This window comes from Clostridium sp. AF20-7, from assembly GCF_003479275.1.
Taxonomy (GTDB): domain Bacteria; phylum Bacillota; class Clostridia; order Lachnospirales; family Lachnospiraceae; genus Otoolea; species Otoolea fessa.
Window position 1 is genome coordinate 83,828 of record NZ_QUGF01000011.1, and the last position, 16,152, is coordinate 99,979.

The 16,152-nt window shown below is 48.1% G+C and carries 13 protein-coding genes; 5 read left to right on the forward strand and 8 right to left on the reverse strand.

Translation table 11 applies throughout. The features are described 5' to 3' along the window. Position 1: 1 nt before the first annotated feature. Positions 2-505 carry an NAD(P)H-dependent oxidoreductase subunit E gene (locus DWX68_RS12495; protein WP_107001275.1) on the reverse strand — a complete coding sequence of 168 codons (504 nt, stop codon included), beginning with the start codon at positions 503-505 and terminating at the stop codon, positions 2-4. 436 nt (positions 506-941) lie between these two features. Here DWX68_RS12495 and DWX68_RS12500 point away from each other — a divergent pair, with 436 nt between their 5' ends. After that, positions 942-1,742 carry a helix-turn-helix transcriptional regulator gene (locus tag DWX68_RS12500; protein WP_118629697.1) on the forward strand — a complete coding sequence of 267 codons (801 nt, stop codon included), beginning with the start codon at positions 942-944 and terminating at the stop codon, positions 1,740-1,742. 186 nt (positions 1,743-1,928) lie between these two features. Here DWX68_RS12500 and DWX68_RS12505 read toward each other — a convergent pair whose 3' ends face one another. Further along, positions 1,929-2,843, reverse strand: a complete 915-nt coding sequence (locus DWX68_RS12505) for an AEC family transporter (RefSeq protein WP_118523995.1) — start codon at positions 2,841-2,843, stop codon at positions 1,929-1,931. 19 nt (positions 2,844-2,862) lie between these two features. Next, the gene (locus DWX68_RS12510; RefSeq protein WP_118629699.1) at positions 2,863-4,158 is read right to left on the reverse strand and encodes a Na+/H+ antiporter NhaC family protein; all 1,296 of its coding nucleotides are present in this window, start codon (positions 4,156-4,158) and stop codon (positions 2,863-2,865) included. 292 nt (positions 4,159-4,450) lie between these two features. Here DWX68_RS12510 and DWX68_RS12515 point away from each other — a divergent pair, with 292 nt between their 5' ends. The 4 genes from DWX68_RS12515 (at position 4,451) to DWX68_RS12530 (ending at position 9,738) form a co-directional block, all read left to right on the forward strand. After that, positions 4,451-6,067: a polysaccharide biosynthesis protein gene (locus DWX68_RS12515; RefSeq protein ID WP_107001279.1), complete on the forward strand. Its 1,617-nt coding sequence runs from the start codon at positions 4,451-4,453 to the stop codon at positions 6,065-6,067. Between the two features lie 118 nt (positions 6,068-6,185). Beyond that, the gene (locus DWX68_RS12520) at positions 6,186-7,118 is read left to right on the forward strand and encodes a LysR family transcriptional regulator (RefSeq protein ID WP_118467010.1); all 933 of its coding nucleotides are present in this window, start codon (positions 6,186-6,188) and stop codon (positions 7,116-7,118) included. A gap of 231 nt (positions 7,119-7,349) precedes the next feature. After that, the gene (glsA, locus tag DWX68_RS12525; RefSeq protein WP_107001281.1) at positions 7,350-8,282 is read left to right on the forward strand and encodes a glutaminase A; all 933 of its coding nucleotides are present in this window, start codon (positions 7,350-7,352) and stop codon (positions 8,280-8,282) included. A gap of 40 nt (positions 8,283-8,322) precedes the next feature. Next, a complete protein-coding gene (locus DWX68_RS12530; protein ID WP_118629701.1) occupies positions 8,323-9,738 on the forward strand; it encodes an alanine/glycine:cation symporter family protein in 1,416 nt (471 codons plus the stop codon). A 308-nt stretch (positions 9,739-10,046) separates the two neighbouring features. On the opposite strand, the gene metA is transcribed toward DWX68_RS12530, so the two are convergent. The 5 genes from metA to tnpA form a co-directional block, all read right to left on the reverse strand. Beyond that, positions 10,047-10,970, reverse strand: coding sequence for a homoserine O-succinyltransferase (gene metA, locus DWX68_RS12540; RefSeq protein WP_118467007.1), 924 nt, complete (start codon positions 10,968-10,970; stop codon positions 10,047-10,049). Positions 10,971-11,142: 172 nt separating this feature from the next. Continuing rightward, entirely contained in the window at positions 11,143-13,104 is a 1,962-nt protein-coding gene (gene ligA, locus DWX68_RS12545) for an NAD-dependent DNA ligase LigA (RefSeq protein ID WP_118629703.1), read from the reverse strand. A gap of 112 nt (positions 13,105-13,216) precedes the next feature. Next, positions 13,217-14,005, reverse strand: a complete 789-nt coding sequence (locus DWX68_RS12550; protein WP_118629705.1) for a pseudouridine synthase — start codon at positions 14,003-14,005, stop codon at positions 13,217-13,219. Positions 14,006-14,255: 250 nt separating this feature from the next. Next, entirely contained in the window at positions 14,256-15,581 is a 1,326-nt protein-coding gene (locus tag DWX68_RS12555) for an IS200/IS605 family accessory protein TnpB-related protein (RefSeq protein WP_118629707.1), read from the reverse strand. An 8-nt stretch (positions 15,582-15,589) separates the two neighbouring features. Then, entirely contained in the window at positions 15,590-16,030 is a 441-nt protein-coding gene (gene tnpA, locus DWX68_RS12560) for an IS200/IS605 family transposase (protein ID WP_107001913.1), read from the reverse strand. Positions 16,031-16,152: the final 122 nt, after the last annotated feature.

Below are 16,152 nucleotides of genomic sequence, written 5' to 3' on the forward strand. Positions count from 1 at the left end.
ACTATTCCACATCCTCCCGTATATATTGTTTGATAATATCCCGCACCGATTCCGGCGTCAGGTTGCCGTACACGTGCTCATTGATCATGATCGCCGGGGATATTTCACACAGTCCCAGGCAGGGACAGTATTCCAGGGTGAACCTTCCGTCCTCGGTCGTCTCCCCGATGCTGATGCCGAGCTGATCCTCCAGCGCCTGAACGACCGCCTGCGCCCCATGTACGTGGCACGGCGCGCTCTTGCACATCCGGACAATGTAGCGCCCCCTCGGTTTTACCGACAGCATCGCATAAAAGGTGATGAAACTGTACACCTTGTTCATCGGAATATCCATCTCCCTGGCGATAACTGACGCCACCTCCTTGGAAAATGCCGACACAACCTTCTGCGCCCGGATGATCACTGTCATCAGCATATCCGGTCTGCCCTTGTATTCCGCCGCAATCGCAGCCACCTGTACCAGCTTTGAAGCCGGTGTCTTATATACATAACTGTCCCTGTCCATCCTGCTCCCTCACTTTCAGTTTGTATTTTTCCAAACTTATTTTTTGTTTGACTAACTGTCTGTTTGATTTTTTCTCAATTATAGGGATGCACTGACAAATTGTCAAGAAAAACTTACAGTTTGGTTTGTTAATTGACAAACAGTTTGTCTGAGAGTATGATGAAAGAAACAGGTTTGCTCTCATTTCCCGTTATCTTGTACCTGAATTTTTGATTTTTAAACAAAAAAGGAGAACATTCTCTTATTTATGTTCCCTATCTACTAACTTTTTTCTATAGAAACAGGATTGACGCAGCAAAATGAACGCGATAAAATTTTTTTCAGGAACTTTGACAAAAGAAAGACAATCCCTGTGCATTTCATTTTCCGAATTATTTTAAGCCGCAAAATTTTGCGATACACACTCGGGGCACAGAGCACCCCAAAGGAGGTATTCATGGAAATTTCCAACTACATGGACTTTCAGTTTCTCATCCGTTTTCTCGAAGGACTTCAAAAGTTTCTCGGAGATAACTGTGAGATCATCGTCCACGATTACCGCAAAGGCTACGATCACACGATCGTCTACGCATTCAACTCACAGCTAAGCGGGCGCGACGTCGGCGGTTCCCCGCGCGGCGGCATGATCACACAGCTCGGCAATGATATCGAGCCGCTCAAGCATTCGATCATTTCCCTCGATACCAGCCAGAAAGACCGGCTTTTTAAGTCCTGCACAACGCTCATCGAGGACGAACATCACAAAATTATCGGATCTGTCTGCTTAAATATGGATGTTCGCGATCTCTATCTGGCACAGAGCGCCCTGCAAAATCTGATCGGACGCCCAGGCACCATCGGCGTATCGGCAGCTGTGGGCGCACAGATCGACGGCATGTCTGGCTGCACACCATCCGGAATGGCTTCTGATGGCGCCTTTTCAGGAACTGGCAGCACGGACGGCACGAATGGCGCAAATCAGGCAGCCATGTCTGACCGCGACTTTATTCTCAAAAAGAATGTCGATGATATTTTACAGCACTATATTTATCAGGCAGAGTCCATGATCGGAAAACCGATGATGCTGATGAACAAGGAGGAAAAAATTCGTGCACTCGACTATCTTGACCAGAAAGGCGTCTTCAAGATCACAAAAACCAGCCTGCTCCTGTGCGACGCGATGCAGATTTCCAAGTATACACTGTATAATTATCTGGAAGAAGCGCGGATTTCACGAAAGAGTGAAACGAATGAATAAGAATCATAAACTAATTCTTTCAACCTCTGTTTGCTTATCCTTTTATTCATTTTAAAATATAAAAGACCTGAAGAGCAGCCATTTACCGCACCTTTCAGGTCTTTTTATATTCATTTACCATATTTACATTATTTTCTCAATTTTTCTAGTATTCTTTCTATTATTGTTGCTTCTTACCTATTCTTTTTATCCTATAAACAGACACCACGCCGGAATCGTAATCATCGAAATCAGCGTCGTGAGCACTACCGTTTTCGCTGCAAACGGTGCATCGCTGTCATAGCGCGCCGCAAAGATCGCTGCAGTTGCACCGGCTGGCATTCCCGTCATGATGACTGCCACACCTGCTGCCACCGAATCCAATCCGGCCGCCAGGCTGATTCCATATGCCAGAAGCGGAAGAAGGAACAGACGGAGCACACTGAATTTGAGGGCCGTCGGATTAATAATCTCACGCAGTTTCACATCGGTCAGAATCGTACCGATAATAAACATCGTCAGCGCCGAGTTACAGTTTCCAATGTAGGTAACCGTCGATTTCAGCACGCCCGGAAGCTGCAGCTGTGTCGCCATCAGGAACATACCGATGTAGACACCGACCAGACACGGGTGCGTCAGGACATTTTTCAATACCTTTTTCCGGTCAGAACCGCCTCCAACAAAATAGGATGTACCCGCCGACCACATGACAACGCGCATCGGAATCAGGAAAATGGATGCGTAGAGAAGTCCCATACTTCCATATACGCCTTCCGCAACCGGGTTTCCGAGGAATCCGCCGTTGGAAACGATCGTACAGTATTGAAGCACCTTCCGGTGCTGCTCTGAATATCCCTTAAACAGCACTTTGTTGAGTGCCACACAGACAAGCTGCAAGACAAATCCAACCGCCAACAGCAACCCGCACGTTTTAAAAATCGAAGCATCAAATGAAATCAGGCACGATTTCACAATATTGCAGGGAATCACGATATTCACGCAGAGATCCGTCAGACATTTTTCGCCTTCCTTGCTGATGATCCCGCGCCGTTTCAGTACCGCACCCGCCAGTATCATCAAGAATAAAGAACCCTGTAGGTTGCAAAGTTCGAGTAAATTCATATGGCTCTTCCTCCTTTTCCTACGGCCTTCTTATGAGACGAACCAAAAAACTCCAGATCGGCAGTATGTACAGATACGACGCCACCACCACACTCGCAATCGGAGCACCGACGGCTGCCAGAGGAACGGCTCCGGCGATCGACCACGGAACCAGCGGTGCCAGCACAACCGCCGTATTTTCCAGATCGATTGCAAATCGTTTATTATCTGGATTTCCTTCCTTGCAGAGCTGATGGGTCAGCATGATCGAAAGCGTCTGGTTACAAGCGATCATGGAAGCAACTGCCGCCACCGCAAAGGTCGCACCAAACGGAGTAATTTTCCGGCTCAACGCCTCTATTTTCCCCTGAATCGGCTTCAAGAGCCCAGTTCCCTCGAAAATTCCTGCATAACAGGAGGACAGGCTCACAATCGCAGCCACCTTAATCATTGATTTCAGGCCGCCGCCGTTCATCATAGCATTGAGCGCCGGATCGCTTGCCTGATAACCGGTCAGGCACATCTGTAAAATTTCTTCGATTGTCCGCCCCTGCAGCACCACGCTCAGAAACGCCGCCAACACAATGCTGATCAGCATCGTTTTCTTGACCTCCACCCGGAACACAGACAGCACCAGGATAATCGCCGCTGGGATCACCGCGCTCCAATGAAGTACAAAACGATTGGAAAACAGCCCTTCCACATCCATCCGTCCGTTTCCGGCACTCATGGAACGTCCCACTATATAATAGAGAATACATGTAGCCACAAATGGCACCAGCGATGTCTTTACCATTTCGCGGATATTTTCATAAATATCCGTCTTCGTCAGCACACAGACAAGATTCGCGCTGGACGATACCGGTGAACAGCGGTCGCCAAAATAGATGCCAGAAAGAATCGCGCCGCCGATCCAGAACGGGTCAAGCTCCATCGCACGTCCCATCGCCATACAGATAACACCCATCGTCGCGCCGGTTCCAAAGGAGGTTCCGGTCAGGATCGACACCATACAGTTAAGAAGGAACGCGATCACAAGAAATGCCGACGGCGACACCAGCTTCGACGACCAGCACACGATCACGGCGATCGTGCCGGACGCCCGCCACAGCGCTGTGATAAAGCCAATAAGTCCGAAAATCATCAGGATATTGCGGACGGTTTTAACGCCGGAAAGCGACATTTTTCCGAGTTCCGCAAGGCTGTGATTCCGAATCAAACCGTACACACAGAAGATCAGATAGCCGCCCGCCAGCGCCCAGAGCACCGATACGCCGGTAAACACGCAGCCTGCCAGCGCCGCGATAAATGCAAGTAATACAATTCCTTCTAACATAGCTTCACACTCTTTTCCCTACCAACCAGTTATTTTTCGCAGTAATTTTTTATTTTTTGATGTTTTTAGTATATTCCTGTTCTAACTCAATGTCCATCTGTTAATTTATGTATTAAATACAGTTTATTTTTGTATCCTTTAATTTAAGCTATTTCTGCCCTTCTGCCAACTCGGGTCTTCTTTCAGTTTCCCAAAAAATGTGTCCCCAGTGTTTTATAAACATCTTGGTTTTCTTCTACTTTCATCTTCCTCCTCATATACTTTTCTGACATACCCTCCCCGGAGATCTGCCATGCGAAGATTTCATCCTTTGATTACCGGAACCTTGCTCCTGACGGCAGTCGGATTTTTCTGCCGGATTCTCGGCTTTTTCTACCGCATCTTTCTCTCCCGGACGATCGGCGCCGAAGGTCTGGGTTTATATCAGATGATTTTTCCCATACATGGCATCGCATTTGCTCTCTGCGCCGGTCCAATCCAGACTTCGCTCTCCCGCCTGACCGCCGCCTCCCCGGAAAAGGGACGCGCCTTTTTGCGGGTCAGCCTCGCACTCTCACTATCGATCGCCCTGCCGCTGACCTCTTTGATCTACACCTTCGCCGATTTTCTCGCCGCGCGCGTCCTTCTTGCGCCCGAATGTGCGCCGCTTCTGCCCGCACTCGCCCTCTCGATCCCCTTCTGCGCGATCCATGCCTGCTGCTGCGGGTATTATTACGGGCTCAAAAAAACGGCAGTCCCGGCGTTTTCACAGGTGGTCGAGCAGTGCATCCGCATTTTCTCCGTCCTGCTGATCGTCCATGTCTGCCGCACGAACAGGATTCCGATCACGGTGCTGCTGGCTGTCTGGGGGCTGTTGATCGGGGAAGCGGCATCGGCGGTGTTCTGTCTGCTGGTTTATGGATGCTCGAAGCCTGCTGCCACACTGCAAAATACAGACACGCATATTTCCAGCTATTCTCGTCAAACACGAAAAAATACCACCCATTTTCAATACTCATCCCGTTCTACGCCCCCTTATACCCCTGACACTTCCAGCACCACGCCTCCCTCACAAAAAAAATCCGCCCACACTCCCCCCCTGCTCCTCCCCCTCCTCACCATGGCACTCCCCCTCATGGCGAATCGCCTCACGCTCAGCTTTCTCCAAAGCCTCGAAGCCATCTTTGTACCGAACCAGCTTCTCCTCTCCGGGCTCTCGCGGGTTGAATCGGTCAGTATTTACGGAGTTCTCACAGGCATGGCACTCCCCTTTGTCCTCTTTCCATCCGCCATTACCAACTCCCTCGCCGTCGTCCTGCTCCCGGCAGTCTCGGAGGCGCAGGCGCAGAATCAGCCGGACAAAATCGAACGCACCATCTCCATGGCACTCCGCTACAGCCTGTACATGGGAATTCTCTGCGTCGGGCTCTTCACCCGCTTCGGTCCAGCACTGGGCGAAACCTTTTACCACAACGCCGATGCCGGACGTTTCATCCAGATTTTATCCTGGCTCTGCCCGTTTCTCTACCTCTCCACTACCATGGGAAGTATTTTAAACGGGCTTGGGAAAACGGGAACCGTCTTCATCCACCATACGGTTTCCATGCTTCTCACCCTGTCGCTCGTCCTTTTCGCCATCCCGCGATGGGGGATTTTCGCCTATCTGGCGGCGCTTCTCATCAGCGAACTGGTGCTCGCCTTTCTCCACATCCACGCCCTCGCCTGCGAAGTCCCGATCCGCCTACCAGTCAGCCAGGGCATTGTAAAACCGGCATTCTGCCTGCTGGTTTCGATTGGGATGTTAGAAGTTATTCCAAACGCGTCTTACCTGCCTCACCTGTTTCCGCCTGTCCTCATCCAGTCCGGTATCCTTTGCCTGCTGTATATAGGAGGACTGCTTCTCTTACATACAGGTACAGTCAAACAATAAATTATATGCTATTTTGCTATATCCCTTAAATGCAATATGTTTAGGTATTTTCTGGCAATTTACATTTTTTTATTTTATACTTATTACATTCAGGGGGATTTACAAAGGGGGAACTTTTTTGAAATACGATATCAATTTTCGGCATTTAGAATATTTTATCAAGGTAGCGCGCCTCGGATCCATCAATAAAGCCGCCCAGGCGCTCTATATTTCCCAGCCGTATCTTGGGAAAATCATGCACGATCTGGAAGAAAATCTCGGCGCCAGGCTCTTTAACCGCAGCCGCTCAGGCGTAACATTAACGCCTGAAGGAATGGAATTTCTGACACATTCCGAAAAAATCATTGACGAAATGGAACAGCTCTGGTTTCAGAAAAAGAAGGAACAAATCAAAATTTCTGATCCGCTGGCTGTTTCCATGACACGTTTTTCTCATATCATGGAAAGTTTCAGTGAAATAATCCTGCGTCACCGCGATCAGCCATCCTTCTCCCATCGACTGTATGAAGGCAATTCAGACGAAGTCATCGAGGATGTGGTATCCGGGCGTGTCGATGTAGGCGTGTTTCATTTTGACAGCCGCAAACGGCGTGAAATGGAGGCCTTGCTCGAATCAAAAGGGCTGGAATACCATTTTCTTGCCAACATCGAACCACACATTATCATTTCCCGCAAACATCCGCTTCTGCTGCAACAGAAACCGGTCAACCTGCACACACTGGCAGAGTACGGCTTTCTCTGGTATCTTGGACAATGCGATGATTATATTTACCAACTTCTCTCCGAAGGGGATCAGGATGCAGAAAAAATGCGCTCGAAAATCACCTATCTTTCCAGCCGCGCCACCCTGATGTACATGATCTCGATCAGTGACTGCTACAGCATCGGCATCCACGATTTCGCCAAACAAGAAGCCTCCTACCACTCCACTTCTATTCCGATTCCAAACTGTGGTTTTATGCTGGAATTTGGATATGCAATGCGGAAAGACACGCCAATGACGGCGATCGTACAAGAATTTATTTATGACTTAAAGAAAAAACTTCTCTAAAAAAACACCATCAAAGCTGCCGGACATTCACAGCCGTCCCGGCAGTTTTTTTGATCCTTTTCAGCACCTCTTCCCCGTTCATCATAAATATTTATTCATATCTGACATATATATCCCGTTATACCTTTTTGTCATATCCCTTAAAGCTGACACGCATTATACAAACTGTCTTCCCCATGCTACCATACTATCAGAAAGCAACACCGAATAAAAAACAGGAGGCGTTTAAGTATGAGAGATGTACTTGAACAGGCCGTTGCACTGGGAAAAACACATACCCATGAGGGTGCAGTTGCCACCTACATACCAGAGCTTGGAAAGGTAGATGGCAGTCAGCTCGGAGTCAGTGTTTTTTGCCGGAACGGCAAACGGATTTCCGTCGGGGATACGAAAGTCCGTTTCAGCATTCAGAGTATCTCCAAAATCATTACTCTGGCAGTCGCATTGGAAATCTGCGGCTTCGACCAGGTCTTTAAAAAAGTAGGCATGGAGCCGACCGGCGATCCATTTAACTCGCTGATGAAACTGGAAAATACGGACAGTTCCCCCTACAACCCGATGATCAATGCAGGCGCTATCGTAGTGGCAAGCTGCCTTGCTTCCGAAATCAGTTTCGATACCATGCTTGATACCATCCGGGCTCTCTGCATGGATCCGGACATCAACCTCGACAAAAAGGTTTATCACTCGGAAATGTCTCATATTTCCCGCAACCGGGCAATCGCCTATCTGCTGGAGAGCAAGGGGTACATCGAAAAGAATAAAGATGTGGAAAACAGCCTGCATTTTTATGTCAAAATGTGCTCTCTCAGCGTGACGGCAGAAAGCCTCGCCGGACTGGGACTGATTCTCGCCAACGATGGCATTCATCCAGACACGGGAAAACGGCTTTTAAGCAGCCAGGCAGTTAAAATCGTCAAAACACTCATGTTTACCTGCGGTATGTACGATGGTTCCGGCGAATTTGCCGTCCGGGTCGGCATCCCATCCAAAAGCGGCGTCGGCGGCGGTATCTTATCAGTGGTAGACGGCGAGATGGGAATCGGCATCTTCGGACCGGCGTTAGATAAAAAGGGGAACAGCGTCGCTGGAGAATGCGTGCTTGAATATATGTCACATGAACTGCATCTCCATATGTTTGATCCGCAGCGGCACACTTTATAGCAAAAACAATATGTAAATTGTATGAGAGGGGTATTTTAAAATGGCAGATTTATACGCAAAGATAATCGGCACAGCAAGCAACTATCTTTACAGCTACGTGTTAATCATCCTGCTGGTAGGCGGCGGCATCTATTTTACCATCCGCACCAAAGGGGTACAGCTTCGTTACTTACTTGAATCCATCCGGGTTATCCTGGAGCCATCCGACAAGGAAGATGAGTCTATTTCCGCCTTTCAGGCATTGATGGTTTCCACTGCTTCGCGCGTCGGCACCGGAAATATCGCCGGCATTTCTACCGCCATCTGTTTCGGCGGTCCGGGCGCTATCTTCTGGATGTGGATGACCGCGATCCTCGGAAGTGCAACCGCATTTGTAGAAAGTACGCTGGCACAGATCTACAAACGCCGTGCCGAGGACGGAAGCTGCTACGGCGGTCCTTCCTACTATATTGAAGCCGTTCTGAAAAAAAGATGGCTGGGTGTTCTCTATGCTATTTTCATGATTTTGACTTACATGGTTGGATTTAACCTCGTTGCATCCTTCAATGTGGCAGATTCTTTTAAAGTATACAGTTTCTACAATCCAAGCCTGACTCCGATTCTCATCGGTATCATCCAGGCTGTTATCTTCGGCATCTGCATCAGCGGCGGCGGCAAACAGATCGCTAAAATCACAGGAATTCTTGTTCCGGTAATGGGCGGACTTTACATTGCAGCTGCCCTGCTGATGATTATTCTCCACGGAAACATGATTCCGGGTATGTTCGCAAGCATTTTTGAAGGGGCTTTTGATATTCAGGCTATCTTCGGCGGCTTCATGGGATCCGTTGTGATGCTCGGCATCAAGAGAGGCTTGTTCTCCAATGAGGCAGGTGTCGGTGCTTCCGCTACCGCAGCCGGTTCCGCGGGTGTCAGCCACCCGGTCAAACAGGGTCTTGTTCAGGTATTATCCGTATTTATCGATACTGTTGTCATCTGCTCTGCAACCGCATTTTTACTGCTCTGCTCCGGCGTTGCACCGAGTGCAGACATGGCTGGCATGGCATATGTGCAGGCAGCTATGAATAACGTATTCGGCACCGCAGGTGTTGTATTTATCACATTTGCCCTGATTTTATTTGCCTTTACCACGCTGCTCGGAAACTACTATTTTGCTGAAACCGGCATGGCTTATCTCTGCGGCAAAACTCCGGTCAAGGGCGTCCGGATTACCCAGAGAGTGATCGCTATCGTGATTGTCCTCATCGGTTCTGTGGCAAGTCTCGGCATCGTGTGGGATACCGCCGATGTTCTGATGGGACTGATGGCAGTCATCAACGTACCAATTATCTTCCTGATTGCCAAGCCGGCGCTCCGCTGCCTGGAAGACTACCGGGCACAGAAACAGGCTGGGAAGAATCCGGTCTTTAAAGCAGCTGATATTGAGTTGAAAGAAGAAACCGATTTCTGGAATTAATAAAAACAAAAATCCGCATAAACAGGGCTGTCAGAATCTTTCCCACACATGGTTTCAACCACACTGTGCAAAATTCCGACAGCCCTGCCTGTATTTTTTCATATCTGTATTATATCTATCTTTTTACCGTTTTATTAATCTGCAGCCTTATTTGCGGTTCTTCCAAATCAAAAACATTCCAGCTGCCAGCAGCACCACTCCGACGGCGGCTCCCACCATCCAGTTCGAAGAAGATATTTTCCCCGATCAATTTTATCGAAATCTCTATTTCTATATCTTATACTCTCATAAATAGCAGATTTCTGTTCCTACTCCTGCTCGTCCTCTTTCAGCACGTACGGCGTCATCTGGTATACATAGTAATTCAGCCAGTTCGAGTACAGCGTGTTGGACATATTTCTCCATTTCAGCACCGGCATGGAAAATGGATCGTTGTCCGGGTAATAGTTGCACGGTACCTGCGGATTTAAGCCTTTTTTCAGATCGCGGTGGTACTCATTGTTTAACGTCATGCGATCATACTCTGGATGCCCCTGAACGAAAATCTGGCTTCCATCCTGGTTCATCACCAGAAATACACCCGCCTCATCCGATTTCGCCAGAATCTGCAATTCCGGATGTTTCAGAATGTCCTCTTCCCGGTCTTCCGTGTAACGGGAATGCGGGCAGTAAAAATAATCATCGAGACTACGGACCAGCGGGATCTTCCGGTTCAAAAGACGATGTCTGTAAATGCCGGAAAGCTTCGTCTTTCTCTGATGTTTCTGGATTCCATAATGATAATAGAGTCCCGCCTGCATCCCCCAGCAGATATGAAGTGTCGAAGTCACATGCGTCTTGCTCCACTCCATGATCTTCGTCAGCTCGTCCCAGTAGTTGATCTCCTCAAACTCCATATTCTCCACCGGCGCACCGGTAATAATCATACCATCAAAGCGCTTGCGGCGGATCTCGTCAAACGTCACATAAAACTTATTCAAATGCGTCTGCGATGTATTTTTCGAAACGTGCGTTTCCAGCATCAGGAATGAACAGTCCACCTGCAGCGGCGTATTCGAAAGTGCCCGCAGAAGCTGCGTCTCCGTATCCTCCTTGATCGGCATCAGATTCAGAATCAAAATCTCAAGCGGACGAATATCCTGGCTCATCGCCCGATCCTCATCCATCACAAATATATTCTCCGATTCCAAAATTGCCTTAGCAGGAAGATCCTTTTGTATTTTAATTGGCATGGTTATATATCCCCTTTTTATATAAAATTCGTTTGAATTTTAGGATTCTATTATATACCGATATGATTCATTTCTACTTACAATAAAAACTATATCAGCATTCCTAATCATAACACAAGCTTCAAAAAAAAGCCAGCTAAACACTGTCTGGTGTCCAGCTTTTTCACCTCTCTTATAGCTTCAAAAACTCCTCCTCCGAAAGAATCGGAACCCCCAATTCCCGCGCCTTCTTATTCTTCGAGGACGACGACGCCACATCATTATTGATCAGATAATTCGTCTTGGACGTCACACTTCCGGTCACCTTGCCGCCGCGGCGCTCAATCAGCTCCTGCAGCTCTTTCCGGTTTTTGAAATGTTCCAGCGAACCGGTAATGACGAATTTCATCCCGGCGAATGCCTCATCTGCACCCTCACTGCTTTCTTCGTCTCCTGCCTCAAAGGTCAGCTCCGCCAGCAGATGATCGACGATCGCATTATTCTTTCCATCCGAAAAGAATGCCGTCCACGCCTGCGCCAGAACTTCCCCGATTCCATCAATCTCGACCAGCTCTTCCACGGTGGCATGGCGCATCGCCTCAAAATCATTTTTAAAATGACGGCAAATCATCTTGGCATTTGCCAGACCGATGCCTGCAACGCCCAGACCGTACACCATTCTCGGCAGGGTCGTGTGGGACGCTTTCTCAGCCGCCGCAATCAGATTGTCATACGATTTCTGCCCGAATCCGTCCATCTCGACGATCTCTTCCTGATGGCGGTCCAGATGGAAAATATCCGCATACTCATGAATCATGCCGACGCCGATAAATTTCTCCAGCGTCGCCTCTGAAAGCCCCGCAATATTTAAGGCATCGCGGCTTGTAAAAAGAGTAAAACTCTTGATCTTCTTCGCCTGGCAGTCCGGGTTCGTGCAGTAGAGTGATTTTACATCGTTGAGCTGGCGCACCTCCGTCTGACCGCCGCACACCGGACATGCCTCCGGAATATCCCGGACGCCGCTGCGCGTCAGGTTATCCGCGATCTGCGGAATGATCATATTTGCCTTATAAACCGTAATCCGGTCGCCTGCCCCCAGTTCCAGCGCCTCCATGATGCTGATGTTGTGGACACTGGCGCGGCTGACCGTCGTTCCCTCCAGCTCAACCGGTTCAAATACTGCCACCGGGTTAATCAGCCCCGTTCTCGACGCGCTCCATTCAATATAGAGAAGCTTCGTCTCCTGAATCTCATCCGCCCACTTGAATGCGATCGAATCGCGCGGGAATTTTGCCGTCCGCCCCAGCGACTGGCCGTAGGCAATATCATCATACAAAAGCACCAGTCCATCCGACGGCGTATCATTTTCCGCAATCGCCTCAGAATACATTTTGACCGTCTCCGGCAGCGTCTCTTTTGTCACCTCATGGTACTCTACGACCTCAAACCCCTGTGTTTTCAACCATTCAAACTGCTCTTTCCGCGAATTTTTGAAATCAATGCCATCCGCCTTTACAAGGCTGAACGCATAAAAATGGACCTGTCTCTGCGCTGTGATTTCGCTGTTTAACTGACGCACCGAACCGCTGCATAAGTTTCGCGGATTCTTATATTTCGCATCGACATCCTCGATCTGCTCATTGATCTTCTCAAAATCCGAATACCGGATGATCGCCTCGCCGCGCAGGATAAGCTCACCCTGGTAGGAAATATTTAACGGCACATTGACGAACGCCTTTGCATTTGCCGTGATAACCTCGCCGATCTCACCATTTCCACGCGTAACCGCCTTGACAAGTGTTCCATTCTGATAGGTCAGGACGATCGTCAGACCGTCCATCTTCCAGGATAAAAGCCCGGTCTGCCCGCCGAGCCAGTCTGCCAGCTCTTCCACGCTCTTCGTCTTATTTAACGAAAGCATCGGTTTCTCATGGCGCTCCTTCGGAAGCGCACTGACTACCTCATATCCTACATTCTGCGTCGGGCTGTTCGCAAACACAATTCCCGTCTCTTTCTCCAATGAAACCAGTTCATCATAAAGCTTATCATACTCAAAGTTGCTCATGATCTCCCGGCTCTCCTGATAATAGGCGCGCCCTGCTGCCCGCAGCGTCCCAATCAGCTCCCGTATCCGTTTTGTCTTGTCCTCTGCCATCTATCTGACTCCACCTTTCCCATCGCTCTCTCCAACTGCCTCTGAATGCGTTTTCAAGCATTTCTATGCAACCTCATATGTGAACCTGCACTGACTGCCAGACAACATTGTCTCAGCCATTCTTCTTTCCGTTCAAAATATCTTCTAATTTCTGTCTCTCTGCCGCTGTCACTTCCCGGTACTCGCCTGTTTTCAGCCCATCCAGCGTAATGTTCAGCATCCGGACGCGTTTTAACGTCTGCACCTGGTACCCCAGCGCCTCGCACATCCGGCGGATCTGGCGGTTGAGTCCCTGGGTCAGGATGATCCGGAAACTCGTCTTCCCGGTCTTTTCCACCTCACAAGGACGGGTAACCGTATCTAAAATCTTCACTCCTGCGCTCATCTTCCGGACAAACTCACTATCAATGGGTTTATCCACCGTTACCAGATATTCCTTTTCATGTCCGTAACGAGCCCTTAGAATCCGGTTGACCAGCTCGCCCTCATTCGTCATGAGAAGCAGCCCTTCTGAATCCTTGTCCAGACGCCCGATCGGGTAAATCCGGACCGGATAATCTAAAAATTCTACGATATTTTCTGCCCGATCTTTATCAGAAGTCGTGCAGACAATCCCCCGCGGCTTATTGACCGCTAAAAGCACTGGCGCATCCTTGCCGGACACCGCTACGCCATCGCACGCCACGCGCTGTCCCGGCATCAGCTTCTGCCCGACCTCTGCCACGCGCCCATCGATCGTCACACGCCCGTCCGCGATCCGCCTGTCCGCTTCACGTCTGGAACAGATGCCTGCATCGCTTAAAAAGCGGTTTAAACGGATACCTTCCGGTGGAATCCGGGATTCCTGCTTTTCACTTGGCTGTACTCTCTTGTATGATGTATCATTTTGATTTTTTTGCATTTTATTCATCTCATTTCGATTTATTGTGCCGTAGGATTCCGGCAACCAAAGTATAAAAATTATAACATTTTCGTCCATGGGGGTGAACCTCACATGGCTAAAGTCACGTGCTTCTCGACCGTTTTAAACGGCAAGACTAAATATCGGCGGATACGCCAGTAACTTAGAATTCGTGCGGATACGCGCTTTTTCCACGCCGGATACGGCTGGTTTCCACATTACAGGTAGTCCGCTGTATATCTGCCTGCGTTTATGCTGCTTTTAAGTTGTTTACTTCTACATAAAGCTTTCTTAAATCTGCATAAACACATGAGGTTCTACGCTTCACTGCAGGTACTTTTGCCTCCAGTGAAGACCTTCCCGTTTCCGGCAAGGGTTTTAAAAGTTCCCGTATAAAATATCTCGCTCCGATATTATAAGTTGCTGACAAATCACAGTTATACTGCTTTCCTGTCTGGAAGATACATAGGCTATGGTTCTCCGGATTTCTTACTACCGCTCCGCTTCCGTCACAGGCCAGCCTGCTGGTGTTCCGGGCACTGACCCTGGACACACGAATTCCGTTCCGATGTGCCTGATGTTCACACAGTTTCTGAATATCCCGCTTTCTCCATAAATGAAGCTTTTGTTTCTTTTTTCCGGATATTTTTCCCTGCATTTCCAGATACTCAAACACAATTACACCTGCCTGATACTCTGCGGCATATTTCGTGATCTCCGCAGCTATTTTGCGGGACAGCTCCATATTCAGCCTTTTTGCATAATCCCATCGGCTTTGGACCTGTCTGGAGGAATGTTCCCTCTGAAAACGGCGGATTCTGCCAAGCACATGATACAAATGGTCTTTATCACTGGAGAAATTTATAAATTTACGTCCCAGGATAGTGCCATCTGCACGCATGATGCTGCAGACCGCATCCGTATTGATTCCTAAATCAACGCTGCATATCACCTGCTCTTTTACATCTGTTTTTGATAAGCTTACTTCCTCTGTGTATGAAAACCGAAGGAAATATTTATGATGTTTCCTTTCCAAAGTAGGGGCAGATGCCTTTTTACCACTCCATTTTTTTCGCAGATATTCCATATCGGTATGAAGTAATTTTACTTGAAACCACTTCCACTCCCGCCCATCAAACAGCTTTAAATGTGCCGCATCTTCTCCCGGTTCTGCTTCCTTATACATGACATCCCGATAAAATACCGGCATCGCATGATTCTCACAGACCAGCTTCGGTTTTCCTCTCAGTTCTCCCTTTTCCCACAAACTAAGGCGTGTCTGATAGGAGGACACGGCTCCAAGTGCGTGTTGAATCGCCGCTCTTCTCAGATAAGATGGCATCTTAGGGAAATGACGGTCAAACAGAAATCTGGCATGATTCTTTTTTGTCTCATGTACCAGATGTTCCGCTTCATTAAAGCGTTTTTGTGGATTTCTGATTTCTGAAAGTTCTTCCCAGGTCTCTGCATACACCGGAATCAGATAGGAAACTGCCTTCCGAAAAATATCCAGCGTAGAGCGGAGCGGTATATTCTTTTTTTTAATTTCTACTCCATAGCTGGATACAATCTGCATAAAATTTCCTACTTTCTTTTTTCCTTCTCTTTTTGTCCCTCAATGTATGCCACTACCTGATCCCTGCTTCGGTCACTTACGGTGACTGCACAATACGATGGATTCCACAAATGTCCTCCCCACAGCTCCTGTTTTAATTCCGGATGCGAAAGAAACAACTGACGTGCCAGATTCCCCTTCATAATCTTTATCATGTCTGATATAAAAAATTGCGGTTTGCAATCCAGAAGTAAATGAATATGATCTGGCATAACCTCCATCGCCAGAATCTTAAATTTGTATTCCTCCGCAAGCCCATACAACATTTTTTTACATTCTGCGTCTATCCCATTTTTCAGGACCTGTTTTCGATATTTCGTGCACCAGACAAGATGATATTGCAAAGAATACACATATCCTCTACCATATGAAAGTGTATTTCTCTTAATAGTAAATATATCTTTTTCCATGTTTATATTATACCATATGCCCCCACACTTGGCAAACGCTAGTTCTGTATCTTGATAAAAAATTTGGCGCACCTAACTCATCACTACTACAATATACTTATGGGTAATCCCCTTACATCCAG

Coding starts and splice junctions, on each gene's coding strand:
- DWX68_RS12495 (WP_107001275.1), bottom strand. CDS start 505: ATGGACAGGGACAGTTATGTATATAAGACACCGGCTTCAAAGCTGGTA.
- glsA (WP_107001281.1), top strand. CDS start 7,350: ATGAGAGATGTACTTGAACAGGCCGTTGCACTGGGAAAAACACATACC.
- DWX68_RS12500 (WP_118629697.1), top strand. CDS start 942: ATGGAAATTTCCAACTACATGGACTTTCAGTTTCTCATCCGTTTTCTC.
- DWX68_RS12510 (WP_118629699.1), bottom strand. CDS start 4,158: ATGTTAGAAGGAATTGTATTACTTGCATTTATCGCGGCGCTGGCAGGC.
- DWX68_RS12515 (WP_107001279.1), top strand. CDS start 4,451: ATGCGAAGATTTCATCCTTTGATTACCGGAACCTTGCTCCTGACGGCA.
- DWX68_RS12550 (WP_118629705.1), bottom strand. CDS start 14,005: ATGCAAAAAAATCAAAATGATACATCATACAAGAGAGTACAGCCAAGT.
- tnpA (WP_107001913.1), bottom strand. CDS start 16,030: ATGGAAAAAGATATATTTACTATTAAGAGAAATACACTTTCATATGGT.
- DWX68_RS12505 (WP_118523995.1), bottom strand. CDS start 2,843: ATGAATTTACTCGAACTTTGCAACCTACAGGGTTCTTTATTCTTGATG.
- DWX68_RS12555 (WP_118629707.1), bottom strand. CDS start 15,581: ATGCAGATTGTATCCAGCTATGGAGTAGAAATTAAAAAAAAGAATATA.
- metA (WP_118467007.1), bottom strand. CDS start 10,970: ATGCCAATTAAAATACAAAAGGATCTTCCTGCTAAGGCAATTTTGGAA.
- DWX68_RS12530 (WP_118629701.1), top strand. CDS start 8,323: ATGGCAGATTTATACGCAAAGATAATCGGCACAGCAAGCAACTATCTT.
- ligA (WP_118629703.1), bottom strand. CDS start 13,104: ATGGCAGAGGACAAGACAAAACGGATACGGGAGCTGATTGGGACGCTG.